Here is a 14725-nt window from a genome sequence, read left to right as displayed (position 1 = left end):
CTATGTGCGTGGATATCGGAAAGGTAGCCTGGGTCGTTCATTTCTAGTAGATGGAAATGGTAATGCTACAGCGTCGATTTTTAACTCGCTTGGCTTTTCCGCTGATCCACGGCTTATTCAGTTGGCCAATAAGAATGTCGTATTTCAGACGTCTGACCTGCAGGGCGGACAGCAAACGTACAAGTTTACTGCTGGTAGTGTGCTGAATCAGTCACGGGTATCGTGGCGTGAGCTGATCAATCAGTAATAAGAAAGCGCCACTAGATGGCGCTTTTTTATTGGTCTTCATGATCAAATATAATAGCTTCACTACCGGCGGGTAGTTATTTCACCGCCGACACTTAGCCACTCACCCCAACCGCTCATACACCGTCTTCCCGCGCAATTTGAACAACTCACTGGCGTGGTAAAGGTTTTCCGAGTGGCCTACGAATAGGAGCCCGTCGGGCTGCATCAGTGGGGCAAATCGTTGCAGGATGCGGTGCTGGGTGGCGCGGTCGAAGTAGATCATCACATTGCGGCAAAAGATTGCGTCGAAGGGGCCGCGTATCGACCAGACCGGGTCGATCAGGTTAAGGCGGCGAAAGGTCATCATGTCACGCAACTCGCTTTTGACCTCGTATTGTCCGTCGGCGCGTCTGGTGAAAAATCGGCTCAGCTGCGCCGGTGATTGCTTGTCGAGCTTGTCTGGCCCGTAGACACCCGTTTGGGCGATTTTCAATACGCTGGTGTCGAGATCAGTTGCAATGATTTTTACCGGCGGGCGCAGGCTGTCGAATGTTTCGGCGGCAGTAATGGCGAGCGACCAAGGCTCTTCACCGGTTGAGGAGGCCGAGCACCAGATATTGAGTGGTGCCTTGGTTTTGCGAGCGCGCAAGTGGTCGGCCAGGATAGGGAAGTGATGGCCTTCGCGGAAAAATGAGGTGAGGTTGGTGGTAAGCGAGTTGATAAACGCTTCCCACTCCGCCTCGTTGCCACGGTCGAGCAGGGCAAGGTAGTCCTGGAAGTTCGACAGATTGTGCGCTCGCAGCCGCTTGGCCAGGCGGCCATACACCATATCGTGCTTGCTGTCGTTGAGCGAAATGCCGGCGTAATCGTAAATCAGCTTTTTTACCCGCTCGAAGTCCTGCTGGGTGAACTTGAATTCGCGTGGGCCGCTAGCCAAGCCTTGCGGCAGGTTGAATGGCGGACTGGCTTGGTCTTTCATGGCACGCTTCCCCTGGGCCGCAAGGGGCCGGTATGGACTCACCATTGTAGGAACAAGGTTCGGGCATACGCCAGCCAGCGCTAAGAATCGAGTTGGGCTAGGTCGTCGATCGTCTGCCGGTAACCGGCAAGGGTGACACTGAACTGCCGGGCTGCGCGGTTAAACCGCTGCTGCTAACACCCCACCTGTTATTCCGGCGCAAGAGAAGCAGTCAGCCGATAGGCCAGCGCCTTGATTGGTATGTAGCTGGCGCTAGCGACTGGAATGGCTTGTTCAGCGAAGTCTGCAGTCAAGTGTGCGCAAAGCGGCTTCGGTGGCTTCCCACGAAAGGCAGGGGTCGGTAATGGATACGCCATAACGCAGCGTGCGGGTATCGGCCGGCAGCGGCTGATTGCCGCCATGCACAAAGCTCTCCAGCATGACGCCGACAATGGCGCGATTGCCGGCGCGGCGTTGCTGGGCGATATCGGCCAGGACCAGGGCTTGTTGCTCTGCCCGTTTGCCGGCATTGGCATGGGCGCAATCGATGATCAGGCGCCGCGGTAGTTGCGCCGCCTGCAGTGCGGCCAGGGCTTGGGCGACGCTGGCTGCATCGTAGTTGGGGCCGCCGGCACCGCCGCGCAATACCAGATGGCCATCCGCATTGCCGGGGCTGCGCACGATGCTGATGCGGCCGGCGGTATCCGGCCCGAGAAAGGCATGGGCGCGTGCGGCGGCTTCGATGGCGTGGGTGGCGATGTCGATACTGCCATCGGTGCCATTCTTGAAGCCCACCGGCATCGGCAGATTGGATGCCATTTCGCGATGGGTTTGCGATTCGGTGGTGCGTGCACCGATTGCCATCCAGCTGATCAAGTCGGCCAGATAGGGCGGCGATAGCGGGTCGAGCGCTTCGCTGGCAGCCGGCAGGCCCAGCTCGTTGATGGCGAGCAACAGGCGGCGGGCGCTGTGCATGCCCTCGGCAATGCGGTAGCTGCCATCGAGGCCCGGGTCGTTGATCAGGCCTTTCCAGCCAAGGCGGGTGCGTGGTTTTTCAAAGTAGACCCGCATCACCAGATACAAGCGCTCGTGCAATTCTTCGGCCAGCTGGCGTAGGCGCTGTGCGTAGTCGAGTGCCGCCACCGGATCGTGGATCGAGCAGGGGCCGACAATGACCAGCAGCCGCGGGTCAGCCCCAGCGAGAATCCGCCGGATATGCGAGCGGCCCTGCTGCACGGTACGCAGCGCCGCATCGCTGGCCGGCAAGCTGGCCAGCAGGGCGGCGGGTGAGGGCATGGCATCGGCTACGGCGTGGGCGGACCAGTGTTCACTTGCTGGCAGATCGCGTTTCATCAGTCCCTCGCATGGATGGTGTTGGATGGTTGATGCGTGCTGTTGCGTGTGAGCCGGTTGCAAATCGACCCGGCTCGCATGGCAACAGGTAAATCGGCAACTGCGCTCCGCCCGGCTCGGGGAATGGCTGGGCGAAGCGGGTTTGCCACGTAGTCGGCAAGCACCGGGGCAAGATCCATCGCCCTCTCCCCGGCCCCGCCCTCGAGGGGGGAGCGCGATCGGCGTTCCGCTTGGCCTGCGCAAACCGGTTGTGCAATTCGGCAGGCTGAGCAGCTGGCAGGCCTGGTTGTACCTGGCGGCTGCTCGTAGCTTGCGTTCAAGCGAGGCGCGATTTACATGCGCCAAGCCAATTGCAGGCGGATATCACGGCCCGGCTCGGCAAAGCCGGCGAGCTTGCCCCAGCGCGGGTGATAGCCAAAGCTGGCCTGGTCGTAGTACAGCTTGTCGAACAGGTTCTTGATGCTGAGGGTGGCAGTGAAGTCGTCTTTGCCCGTAGGCAGCCACTGGGCATAGATGTCGTGTACGCCGTAGCCGGCCTTGGCGCGCTGGCCGGCAGCGGCTTCCAGCTTTTGCACCAGCCGGCCGGTCCAGCCCAGCTTGAGCTGCAGTGCCGGCAGGGCGTAGTCCACCTGCGCCACCCAGCTGCGACCGGTGCTATTACCGAGCAGCAATGCATCGCCATCGCTGAGCGGCTGGCCATTCAACCGGGGCTTGGCGCTCGATACACCCAGGCTGGCCGCCAGGCGGTCGCCCTGGTAACCGGCGCTGGCGCTATAGCCGCGCACCTGTACCTTGCCCATATTGTCGCGGTAGTCGTCGTAGCCGATGTAGTTGTCGATGTCCTGCTGGTAGCCGCCCAGGTTGGCGCGCCACACGCCGCTTTGCCATTGCAGGCTCAGTTCGGTATTGCGCGCTTTTTCGGCATCGATATGGGCGTCGTTGTCCTGGAACTGCTTGAGGAAGGGCTCGACGATGCCGACGCCGCGCAGGGCGCGGGCATGGCTCAGCTGCACGGTCCATTGCTCGTTCGGCATGAAGGACAAGCTGGCCGAGGGCGATGCGCCATTGCTGGCGAAACGCTGGCCCTGGGCATCCACATAGTCGAAGCGGTCATAGCGGGCGCCGATGCCAGCCGCAAACAGCTCGCCCAGCGCGACATCGTCTTGCAGGTAGAGGCCCTTCACCGTGGCAGTCTCGTCATTGAGCGGCGTTTTCGGCACCTTGGCAAAGCCGGTGTCGCGGCGGTAATCAAAGCCATAGCTGAGCTTATGGCCGGCGAGGCGTGACACATTGCTGATATTGAAACCACGGCTGCGCGTACCGGCAGTCTCCTCGGTAGGCTTGCCCATGGCCAGGTGCACTTCGTTCTTGTTCTGGTAGGCGGTCAGATGCAGAGCCAGCAGGGCGCTGCCCGGTGCGTAGTCGTAGTTGAAAGTGGTCGAATCGCGATTGCTGCGCTGGCGCTCGCTCGGGTTGAATGGCGCCGGTGCCAGATTGGTTCGTTTGTTGCGCAGGCCCTCGTCGGCATAGCGCTCATAGGCCAGCGCATAGCGGTGGCCGCCATCGAGCTGGCCGTCGAATTTGATAAAGCGATTGCTGATATCGCTGGCGCTATTGGCGACACGCCCGCCGCCGCCTATGCGGTAGTCATCGCTATCGAATTCGCTGATGCTGGCCAGCACGCCCAGGCTGTCGGTCAGCTTGCCATACAAGGCGGCGCTGTATTTGCGTCCCTCGCTGGCGCCCTGATAGCCGCCCTTGAGTAGCGCGCCAAAGCGCTGGCCCGCTCGCAACAGATCGTCGGCACGCTTGGTGGTAAAGCGCAGGGCGCCTGCCAGGGCGCCCGGTCCGGCGGTGGCGGCACCGGTGCCGGCCTCGATCTCGACGCGCTTCAATAGTTCCGGCTCGACCATCACCTGACCATTGTGGTGATAGGCCGATTCCGGCTGCGCCGCACCGTCGATGGTGACAGCCAGCATGCGCTCGCCGATGCCGCGTACATACAGCTTCTGGCTGACGCCCAGGCCACCGGCCACATCCACCTCCGGCGTCTGCTTGAACAGATCACGCAGGCTGCTGGCCTGCTCCACTTCGATGCGCTGGCTACGCACCACGGTATTGGTGTCGTTACCGCGCTGGGCGGTGACGCTGACGGTATCGAGCACGCCGACTTCGGCATGCGCCAGTGGGCTGAAGCTTACGGCCAGCAGCAGGGCAAGGGGTTTCAGTGGGGTGGAGTGACGCTTGGACATGGCAGAACTTCTCGATTCAAAGGTGGGTGAATGGCTGTAGTGCAGGCTTTGCGCCTACCCGGCCGTTTGCTGGATCGCATCATGCCTAAAAATACAAATGCGAGTCAATCTCATTTGCATTTGAATGTGATTTCGGCTTAGGATGCGAGCGCCGTGCCAGCCGGTGCCAGTGCCAAGGCGGCCTGGCGGCGCTGGGCATACCCGAAATCGAGGAGGATCGAGATGAACGACCGGATTCACCGCTTCGCCGCGCCATTGGCCGTCGATGATCTGCTTGGCCAGTACCAGGCGGGCAGCAGCTTTTTTGCCTCGTCCAGCCAGGCGATGCTGGCGCAGGGCGTGCGCGCCAGCCTGCCGGCCTGCGCCAGCAATCGTCTGGCTGCTGCTGCGGCGTCCTTGCTGGCCGATGCCTGCCGTGACGGCGTGCGCGCGCCGCGCTTGATCGGCGCGGTACCGTTCCGTCCCGATGCGCCGGCACGCTTGATCCTGCCCGAGCACACCCTGCTGACTGCGCGCGGCGATATGCTTCCAGCCACTGCTGCTGCGGTGAATACCGTTGCGTCGCGCACCGCCATGGCGCCGGCGCCACAGCGTTATCGCGACAACGTCGCCAGTGCATTGGCGGCGATCGCCAAGGGGCGCTTCGACAAGGTGGTGCTATCGCGCAGCCTTACCCTGCAGGCCCGTATCGATGTGCAGGCGCTGCTGCGCCAGCTCTACCAGGCCAATACCCAGGCATATCGCTTTGCGGTGGCGCTGGACGATGGGCGCAGCCTGCTCGGTGCCAGCCCCGAGCTATTGCTGGCGCGTCGCGGCCGCATGGTGAGCAGCCGCCCGCTGGCCGGTTCGATCGCCCGGAGTAGCGATCCACAGGAAGACCAGCGCCGCGCAGCAGCGCTGCTGCGCTCGGCGAAAGATCGGCGCGAACACGCCCTGGTGGTCGATGCGGTGGCCGAGGCGCTGCGGCCGTTCTGCAGGTCTTTACAGGTACCGGCTGAGCCGGAGCTGCATGCCACGCCAACCATGTGGCATCTGGCCAGTGCGGTGCATGGCGAATTGGCCGATCCGGCGCACAGCTCGCTGGCGCTGGCGCTGGCGTTGCACCCGACCCCGGCGGTGTGTGGCCACCCCACCGAAGCCGCGCAAGATTTCATCGCCGAGGTGGAAGGCTTTGATCGCGGTTACTTCACCGGCCTGGTGGGTTGGTGCGATGCCGAGGGTGATGGCGAATGGGCGGTCACCATACGCTGCGCCGAATTGGGTCTGGACAGCGCCACGCTATATGCCGGCGCCGGCATTGTCGCCGGCTCCGAGCCGGCACTGGAGCTGGCCGAGACCAGCGCCAAGCTGCGTACCATGCTGCTGGCGATGGGGCTGGATGTGGATGTCGATACGGAGGCGGCATGAGCTTCGCGGATGTTATTCCCGGCTGGCCCGCCGAATTTGTCGAGCGCTACCGCGCACTCGGCTACTGGCGCGGCGAAACCCTGGGCCAGCTGTTGCAGCACAGCGCCCGGCGCTGGCCTGAGCGCACTGCCATCGTCTGCGGCGAGCGGCGCTGGAGCTATGCCGAGCTGGATGCGCGCAGCACGCGCTGGACCGCTGGCTTGCAGGAACTAGGCCTGCAGCGCGGCGAACGGGTGGTGCTGCAGCTGCCCAATATCGGCGAATTCTTTGTCGCCCTGTTTGCCATGTTCCGGCTCGGACTGGTGCCGGTGCTGGCGCTGCCGGCGCACCGCCGCGCCGAGATCGTCCATTTTTGCCAGCAGGCCGAAGCGGCTGCCTATGTGATCGCCGATTGCGATGGCGGCTTTGACTACCGCCAGCTGGCCCGCGAGGTGTTGCCGCTGGCGCCCAGCCTGCGCCAGGTGATCGTAGTGGGCGATGCGGGCGAATTCACCGAGTTTGAATCGCTGTACCAGCCAGTCACCGTCGCCGCCATGCCGCCGGCCGCCAGCGAAATGGCATTTTTGCAGCTATCGGGTGGCAGTACCGGCCTGCCCAAGCTGATTGCGCGCAGCCACGACGACTACTTCTACAGCGTGCGCGCCAGTGCCGACATCTGCGGCCTGAGCGAACACAGTGTCTACCTGTGCGTGTTGCCGGTGGCGCATAACTTTGTGCTCAGCTCGCCTGGCAGCCTCGGGGTATTTCACGCCGGCGGCTGTGTGGTGCTTAGTCGCACTGCCCTGCCGGATCAGGTGTTCAGCCTGATCGCGCGCGAATCGGTCAGCGATTGCGCCCTGGTGCCGCCGCTGGCCAAGCTGTGGCTGGAAGGCGCTCGCGGCCAGACCCAGGCTTTGCGCAGCCTGCGCTGCCTGCAGGTGGGCGGCGCGCGCCTTGATGCCGAGGTGGCCCGGCGCATCGAGGCCGAGCTTGGCTGCCGCTTGCAACAGGTGTTCGGCATGGCCGAGGGCCTGGTCAATTACACCCGCCATGATGATCCGCCCGAGCTGGTGTATGGCAGCCAGGGCCGGCCGATCTCGCCCGACGATGAGGTGCGGGTAGTGGATGATCACGATGTCGATCTGCCCGATGGCGAGCTTGGCCATCTGCTGACGCGCGGCCCCTACACCATCCGTGGTTATTACCGTGCCGCTGCCCACAATGCGCGTGCCTTTACCAGCGATGGTTTCTACCGCACCGGCGATCTGGTGCGGCGCTTGCCCAGCGGCCATTTGCAGGTGGAAGGCAGGGCCAAGGATCAGATCAATCGCGGTGGCGAAAAAGTGGCGGCCGAAGAGGTGGAAGGCCATTTGCTGGCGCATCCACAGCTATTCGATGCCGCCCTGGTTGCCATGCCCGACGCCTATCTCGGCGAAAAAAGCTGCGCCTTTGTCATTGCCCGCCCCGGCGCCTGCCTGCGCGCGGCGGAGCTGGCCGGCTTTCTCGCCCGGCGTGGCCTCGCTGGCTACAAGATTCCCGACCGTTTCGAGTTTGTCGACGCCTTTCCCAAGACGGCGGTCGGCAAGGTCGACAAGCGTGCCTTGCGCGAATGCATCGCTGCCCGGCTGTCTGCCCGCAGCGCCACGCTTACTCCCCAGGAGATCGCATGACCATCCCGAAAATCGCCCCCTATGCCATGCCGCAGACCATGCCGGCACGCAGGCTCGACTGGCAGCCCCATCCGCAGCGCGCTGCCTTGCTGATCCACGATATGCAGGATTACTTCCTCGACTTTTTCGATGGCGCGGCCGAGCCGATCACCAGCCTGCTGGCCCATATCGGCCAGCTGCGCGCCGCCTGCGATGCGGCCGGCATCCCGGTGTACTACACCGCCCAGCCGGCAGTACAAAACGCGGCCGAGCGTGGCCTGCTGCAGGACTGGTGGGGCAGTGGCATTACCGCCCGGCCCGAGCGCGCCGGCATCGTCGCGCCCCTGGCGCCGCGTGCGCACGATACCGTGCTGGATAAATGGCGCTACAGCGCCTTTGTCCGCAGCGATTTTGCCGCGCAACTGCAGGCCGCCGGGCGCGATCAGCTGATCATCTGCGGCGTCTATGCCCATATCGGCTGCCTGATGACGGCGGCCGACGCCTTTATGCGCGATATCCAGCCCTTTTTTGCCGGTAATGCGCTGGCCGATTTTTCGGCCGAGCAGCATGCGATGGCGCTCGACTATGTGGCTGGCCGCTGCGGCATGGTAATGGCAAGCGCCGACTTGATCGCCGCCATCCAAGCTGCCAGCGCATCATTGCCGGCCAGTCAGGCAGCGCTAGTCGCCGAAGTGGCCTGCTTGTTGCAGCTCAGCCCGAGCGAGATGCAGCCAGACGACAATCTGCTCTACCTTGGGCTCGACTCCATGCGCCTGATGACGCTGGCTACGCGCTGGCGGGCTGCCGGTGCCAGTGTCAGCTTCGCCCAGCTGGGCGAGCAGCCGACCCTGGCGCACTGGTGGGCCTTGCTGAGCCAGGGCCGGGGAGGCTGAGTTGACCATTTCCCTGCCGCGATTACCGCTCAGCCAGGCGCAGCTGGGCATCTGGTTCGGCCAGGCGCTGGACCCGGCCAACCCGAGCTACTGGACCGCCGAGGCGCTTGATCTGCGTGGCCCGCTCGACCTTGCCCGGCTGGAGCGGGCAATGCGCGCGTTGTTGGATCATTGCGAGAGCTTGCGCATGGTGTTTGGCAGCGACGACGCCGGCCAGCTCTGGCAAACGCCGCAGCCATTGGCCGACAACTGGCGCCTGCCGCTGCTGGATCTGTCCACCCATGTGCAGCCGCAGCAAGCCGCCCAAGCTCATATCGACGGCCAGCTGCAGCAAGCGGCCGATTTGACCGTGGGGCCCCTGTATCGCTGCGGCTTGCTCAAGCTGGCGCCAGATCATCACCGGCTATGGCTGGCAGCCCACCATATCGCGCTGGATGGCTATGGCTATGCCTTGCTGTTCCAGGCGCTGGCCGAGCGCTATCGCGACCAGGCCGCCGCGCTGCCGGACTGGGGCATGCAAGCACTGATCGACGAGGAGCAGGCGTATCGCCAGTCGCCCGCCTGGCTGCGCGATCAGGCGTTCTGGCTACAGGCCATGGCAGCGGCCAAGCCGCCGGCCCTGCTGGCGCCGCCGCGCCCGCTGGCCTATCGGGTGGCGCGACTGGCGGGCGAATTGCCCGAGGCGAGTTGGCACGCCTGCCAGCAGGCGGCGAGGGCGCTGGCGGTGGATGCGCCGGTGCTGCTGGTGGCGGCCATCGCCGCCTGGCTGTACCAGCAAAGCGGCGAGGCGGCGCAGACGCTGGGCTGGCCGGTGATGAACCGGCTTGGCTCGCTGGCGATCAATCGCCCGTGCATGGCGATGAATATCGTGCCGCTGCCGCTGCTTATCGACCCGAACGCCGGCCTCGATGCCCTGGTGCAGCAGCTGCTTGCACAGCTGCGCGCCATCCGGCCGCACCAGCGCTATCGCCATGAACAGCTGCGCCGCGATCTGGGCCGCATCGGTGGCGACAAGCGCCTGTTTGGCGCGGTGGTGAACCTGATGCCGTTCGAGCGCACCCTGGCGTTCGGCGAGCTGGCGGCGCAGCCGCTGGCGCTGGCCGCCGGCCCGGTGGAAGACCTGGCGATCAATCTGCTGCCGGGGCCAGGCGGCATGCACATCGCGCTGCACGCCCACCCCGATGCCTATCCGCCCGAACGCTTGGCCGTCTTGCAGCCAAGCCTGTTCGCGGCGCTCGATGCGCTATGGCGCGATGTGCGGGAGCCTTTGGCCCAGGCCTTGCCTGCCGTCGCACGCCCGCCCAAGGCCGACCTTGCCATCGTGCATGGCGAGCCCCTGGCCGAGCCGGCGCCCGATGTGCTACACGCTTTTGCCCGGCATGCCGCCTTGCATGCGCAACAGATTGCCTTGCAGACGCCCGATGGCACGGTGGTCAGCTATGGCGAGCTACTGGCCCAGGTACAGCAGCTGGCCGGCCGCCTGCGCCGGCACGGGGTCGTGCCGGGGGCGGGGGTGGCGATCCTGGTGCCGCGCGCGCCGCAGACCGTGGCAGCGCTGCTGGCGGTACTGTGGGCCGGTGCCGCCTATCTGCCGCTCGACCCGGCCGCGCCGCCCGCCCGCATTGCCGAGCTGCTCAATGATGCGGCGCCGCAGCTGATGATCACCGAGCCCGCGCACGCCGCTTTGGCCGGCAGCGTGCCGCTGCTTTGCTTTGAAGGGCAATGCCGCTGCTCCGGTGAATTGCTGTTGGCGCCGGCAGCCCTGCCGGCCGATGCGCCGGCCTATCTGATGTACACCTCCGGCTCCAGCGGCCGGCCCAAGCGGGTGCAGATTGCCCGCAATGCGCTCAATCATTTTCTGGCGGCAGCGAACCAGCGCTACCGCTTCGGCCCGGCAGACCGGGTGCTGCAGTTCGCCCCCTTGCATTTCGATGCCAGTGTCGAGGAAATCTTCCTGAGCCTGAGCCAGGGCGCCAGTCTGGTGCTGCGTAGCGAGGCCATGCTGATGTCGCTACCGCGTTTTCTCGCCGAATGTGCGCGCCTGCGCATCAGCGTGCTCGATCTGCCCACAGCCTTCTGGCATGAGCTGGTGCACTGCCTCGACCAGGGCGAGCCGCAGCTGCCGGCCAGCCTGCGCCTCTTGATCATCGGCGGCGAAGCGGCGCTGGCCGAGCGGCTGGCGCAATGGCGCCGGCTGGCGCCGCCCGATCTTGTGCTGCTCAATAGCTATGGCCCGACCGAGACCACGGTGATCTGCAGCACCGCCCTGCTGGCCGGGCCGCACGCGTCGGCCAGCATGGCGGCAGTGCTGCCGATCGGCCGGCCCTTGCCCGGCGTCAGCCTGCTGGTGGTGGATGGGCAATTGCAGCCGGTGGCGCTGGGCGAGATCGGCGAGCTATGCGTGCTTGGCCCGGTGCTGGCCAGCGGCTACCCCGGCAATGCCGCTGAAACCCGCCAGCGCTTTGTGGCGCTGCCTAGCCTGCCGGGTAGCCCGCGTGCCTATCGCACCGGTGATCTGGCTCGCCTCGCTGCCGATGGGCAGCTGTACTACCAGGGCCGGCTCGATGATGAGTTCAAACTGAGCGGCCAGCGCATCGCCCCGGCCGAGGTGGAAAGCGCGCTGCTGCGCTGTACCGGCATCAGCGAGGCGGCGGTACTGGGCCAGACGCTGGCCGGTGGCATCAAGCGGCTGGTGGCCTTTGTGGTGATGCATCCGCAGCCACCGCAGCCGGCTAGCGAGGTCGCCGCGCTGCGCAGCCAGCTATTGCAACAGCTACCGGCCGTCGCCGTGCCCGGCGTCTATCGCTGGCTGGACAGCTTGCCGCGTAACGCCAATGGCAAGATCGACCGCCCGCAATTGGCCGCACTGCTGCAACAGGCCGAGCCGGACGCGCCGGCGGCTGCGCAGGACAGCATCCTCACCGAGATGGAGCGGCAGGTTGCCGCCGTGTGGCGCGAGGTACTGGCCTGCGGCCCGTTGGCGCCCAATGACGACTTCTTTGCCCTGGGCGGTAAATCGCTGCAAGCCATCCAGGTGGCCAATCGCCTGCAACAGCGGCTGGGCCAGGCGGTGACGGTGGCGGCGCTGTTCAGCCATCCCAGCCTCGCGGCACTGGCGCATAGCCTGGAACGCAGTCGCGCCGCGCAAACGGGTCATCGGCCACCCGAAACCGGCTCGCCGTTTGCGCCCATGCTGACCATCCAGCCCGGTGACGGGCCGGCCCTGTTCTGCCTGCATCCGGCCGAGGGCCTGGCCTGGTGCTATTTCGGCCTGGCGCCCTACTTGCCTCGCGTGCCGCTGTACGGCCTGCAGGCGGCGGGCCTCAGCGGCGCCTTGCCGGCCAGCTTTGCCAGCCAGGTCGAGGCGGCCATGGCCAGCCTGCGCAGTGTGCAGCCGCAAGGGCCGTATCGCCTGCTGGGCTGGTCGTCGGGCGGCGCCCTGGCGCAGGCGCTGGCGGTGGCCTTGCAGGAAGCGGGCGAGGAGGTGGATATGCTGGCCCTGCTCGATGCCTATCCGGCCGAATGCTGGGTCGGCAAGCCGCCGCCCTGCGAGCGCGATGCGCTGGAAGCCCTGCTCGATATCAGCGGCGACAGCGCCCGCGATGCTGCCGGCCAGCCGCTGAGCATCGACGCCATGCTGGCCCTGCTGCGCCGCCCCGGGAGTCCGCTGGCCGGTTTCGATGCGGCCCGCATCAGCAATCTGCAAACCGTGGCCCTGCACACCATGCAGCTATTCCGCAGCCATGCCACCCCGCGCTATCACGGCGATCTGCTGCTGTTCCGCGCCACGCGCCGCCCCGGCGGGGGCCCGGACTGGCAGCACTGGCAAGCGTGGATCCATGGCGATATCGACTGCATCGACGTCGACGCCAGCCACGCCACCATGACCAGCCCGCTGGCGCTGCAGACCATCGGCCCGGCGCTGGCGGCGCGCTTGCCGGCTGCCGCAACCTCTATCTGATCAAGGAAGCATCATGAGTAAACCCAGAACCCCGCCGCGCCTGTTACGGGTGCGGCGTATCACCGATTTAACCCCGCATCTACGGCGCATCACCCTGGCCGGGCCGGATCTGGCCGGCTTTCCCGAAGGCGAGGACGGCAGTCATATCAAGCTCCTGCTGGCCCGCGACGGGCAGGCCGAGCCGGTATTGCCGACCCTGGGGCCGGATGGCCCGATCTGGCCGCCGGCCGAGCTGCGGCCGATTTCGCGCACCTATACCGTGGCGGCTTACCGGGCCGACGCGGCTGAGCTGGATGTGGATTTCGTGCTGCATGGCGACAACGGCCCGGCATCGCGCTGGGCCAGCCATGCGCAAATCGGCAGCGCCATCGGCGTGGCCGGCCCCGGTGGCCCGGCGCGCCATCAGGCCGACGCCGATTACTTCCTGCTGATCGGCGACCCGAGCGCTCTGGCGGCGCTGGCAGCGGTACTGGCCGCCTTGCCGGCCTCGGCCAAGGGCTGGGTGCTGATCGAGGTCGCCAGTCAGGCAGAAAGGATCGCGCTGGCGGCACCCAGCGGCGTGACGGTGTGCTGGCTGGATCGCCAGGGCGCACCGGCCGGCTCCAGCACGCGTTTGCTCGATGCGGTGCGCCAGCTGCCATGGCCGCCCGGCAAGGTATCGGTAACGCTGGCTGGCGAGAGCAACCAGGTGGTGGCGATCCGTGACTTCCTGCTGGCCGCGCGCCAGCTGCCGCCGGCCTTGCTGTATGCGGTGCCCTACTGGAAGGATCGCTACACCGAAGAGGCCTACCATGCCGAGCGCCATCGCATCATGGACGAACTGACGGAGCAGCAGGCATGAGGCGCCATCTGATCACCAGCCTGTTCGCCCTCGTCCTGGCCCTGCCGGCCCTGGCTGCCGGCAAGACGGTGAGCGACGCGCAGGGGCGGCAGCTGGTCGTTCCCGACAGTCCGCGCCGCATTGTTGCCCTGTCCGAGCTCGATCTCGATGCGGCGCTGGCGCTGGGCATCAAGCCGGTCGGCGCCACCCTGGGGCGCGGCCAGGGCGGCATGCCGCGCTATCTGGGCCAGGCCAGTGCCGGCATCGCGCCGGTGGGCCAGTTTGCCAGCCCGGTGCTGGACAAGGTGCTGGCGCTGCAGCCCGATCTGATCCTGGCTGGCGGCCTGCCCGACCCGCAACTATTGGCGCAGCTGGAAAAGATCGCGCCGGTGGCCATCAGCTACCAATTGGGGGAGGACTGGCAGACCGCCTTGCAACGCATCGGCACGCTGACCGGCCGCTCGGCCCAGGCGCAGTTAGCGCTGGCCAGCTACCAGCAACAGGCAACCGCCTTGCGCCAGCGGCTCGGCAAGGCGGCCGGCGCGCGCGTCAGTGTGGTGCGCTGGAACCCGCAGGGGCCGGCCTATATGTTGCGCGACGCCTTTGCCAGCCGGGTGCTGGCTGATGTCGGCCTGCAGCGGCCGGCCGGGCAGGACCAGCCCGGCATCGCCCATTCGCCACCGCTGAGCATGGAAAGCCTGCAGCGCATCGATGGCGACTGGCTGTTTATCGGCACCCTGGCCGCCAGCGGCCCGGCCAGCGATGCGCTGGCGGCGGCGCAGCAGAATCCGGCCTTCCGCCAGCTGGCGGCGGTGCGGCAAGGCCATATGGCGGCGGTGGATGGCTCGCTGTGGACCAGCCTGGGTGGCCCGCTGGCCGCCCGCGCCTTGCTGGCCGAACTGGAGCAGCATCTGCTTGCCGGCAATGCAAAGCCGCGCTCATGAGGGCGCGCCCTCTGCTGAGCGTGCTGCTGCTGGCCGCCTTGCCCGGCCTGCTGCTGCTGTCGCTGTTGCTCGGTGCCGGCCCGGGTCTGTCCGATAGCGCTGCTGCGCTGCTGCATCACAGCGATAGCGCCGGCACGCTGCTGGCGCTGCGCCTGCCGCGCACCCTGGCGGCGCTACTGGTCGGCAGTGCGCTCGCTACCGCCGGCAGCCTGTTGCAGGCGCTTACCCGCAATCCGCTGGCCGAGCCGGGCTTGCTTGGCGTCAATGCCGGTGCGGCGCTC

The 14725-nt window shown here is 66.2% G+C and carries 11 protein-coding genes; 8 read left to right on the top strand and 3 right to left on the bottom strand.

Annotation, left to right across the window (positions count from 1 at the left end):
* Positions 1-247, top strand: a 247-nt coding sequence (locus ACE3OH_RS10825; RefSeq protein ID WP_374351963.1) for a hypothetical protein, incomplete at its 5' end; no start/stop codon positions are given.
* Positions 248-349: 102 nt separating this feature from the next.
* Here the strand turns inward: ACE3OH_RS10825 and ACE3OH_RS10820 are convergent.
* The 3 genes from ACE3OH_RS10820 to ACE3OH_RS10810 all read right to left on the bottom strand — a co-directional run bounded on the left by ACE3OH_RS10820 (position 350) and on the right by ACE3OH_RS10810 (position 4791).
* Positions 350-1207, bottom strand: coding sequence for a CheR family methyltransferase (locus ACE3OH_RS10820; RefSeq protein ID WP_374351959.1), 858 nt, complete (start codon positions 1205-1207; stop codon positions 350-352).
* A 273-nt stretch (positions 1208-1480) separates the two neighbouring features.
* On the bottom strand, positions 1481-2539 hold the full coding sequence (locus tag ACE3OH_RS10815; protein ID WP_374351956.1) for a 3-deoxy-7-phosphoheptulonate synthase: 1059 nt from the start codon (positions 2537-2539) through the stop codon (positions 1481-1483).
* A gap of 332 nt (positions 2540-2871) precedes the next feature.
* Entirely contained in the window at positions 2872-4791 is a 1920-nt protein-coding gene (locus ACE3OH_RS10810; protein WP_374351953.1) for a TonB-dependent receptor domain-containing protein, read from the bottom strand.
* 222 nt (positions 4792-5013) lie between these two features.
* Between ACE3OH_RS10810 and ACE3OH_RS10805 the strand changes: the two genes are divergently transcribed.
* The 7 genes from ACE3OH_RS10805 to ACE3OH_RS10775 all read left to right on the top strand — a co-directional run.
* Positions 5014-6198: an isochorismate synthase MenF gene (locus tag ACE3OH_RS10805; RefSeq protein ID WP_374351950.1), complete on the top strand. Its 1185-nt coding sequence runs from the start codon at positions 5014-5016 to the stop codon at positions 6196-6198.
* A complete protein-coding gene (locus tag ACE3OH_RS10800) occupies positions 6195-7847 on the top strand; it encodes a (2,3-dihydroxybenzoyl)adenylate synthase (protein ID WP_374351947.1) in 1653 nt (550 codons plus the stop codon). Before ACE3OH_RS10805 ends, ACE3OH_RS10800 begins: the two co-directional genes overlap by 4 nt.
* Positions 7844-8719: an isochorismatase family protein gene (locus tag ACE3OH_RS10795; RefSeq protein ID WP_374351944.1), complete on the top strand. Its 876-nt coding sequence runs from the start codon at positions 7844-7846 to the stop codon at positions 8717-8719. Before ACE3OH_RS10800 ends, ACE3OH_RS10795 begins: the two co-directional genes overlap by 4 nt.
* Before the next feature lies 1 nt (position 8720).
* On the top strand, positions 8721-12680 hold the full coding sequence (locus tag ACE3OH_RS10790) for an amino acid adenylation domain-containing protein (RefSeq protein WP_374351941.1): 3960 nt from the start codon (positions 8721-8723) through the stop codon (positions 12678-12680).
* Between the two features lie 13 nt (positions 12681-12693).
* Positions 12694-13521, top strand: coding sequence for a siderophore-interacting protein (locus ACE3OH_RS10785; protein WP_374351939.1), 828 nt, complete (start codon positions 12694-12696; stop codon positions 13519-13521).
* Positions 13518-14444 carry an ABC transporter substrate-binding protein gene (locus tag ACE3OH_RS10780; RefSeq protein ID WP_374351936.1) on the top strand — a complete coding sequence of 309 codons (927 nt, stop codon included), beginning with the start codon at positions 13518-13520 and terminating at the stop codon, positions 14442-14444. The genes ACE3OH_RS10785 and ACE3OH_RS10780 overlap by 4 nt, the downstream gene beginning before the upstream one ends.
* Positions 14441-14725, top strand: a 285-nt coding sequence (locus ACE3OH_RS10775) for an iron chelate uptake ABC transporter family permease subunit (RefSeq protein ID WP_374351933.1), incomplete at its 3' end; no start/stop codon positions are given. The genes ACE3OH_RS10780 and ACE3OH_RS10775, both read left to right, overlap by 4 nt.

It is taken from the genome of Chitinimonas sp. (assembly GCF_041904975.1).
Lineage (GTDB): Bacteria > Pseudomonadota > Gammaproteobacteria > Burkholderiales > Chitinimonadaceae > Chitinimonas.
Note: the sequence above shows the minus strand (reverse complement) of the source record. Positions and strands in the feature narration are given on the sequence as shown.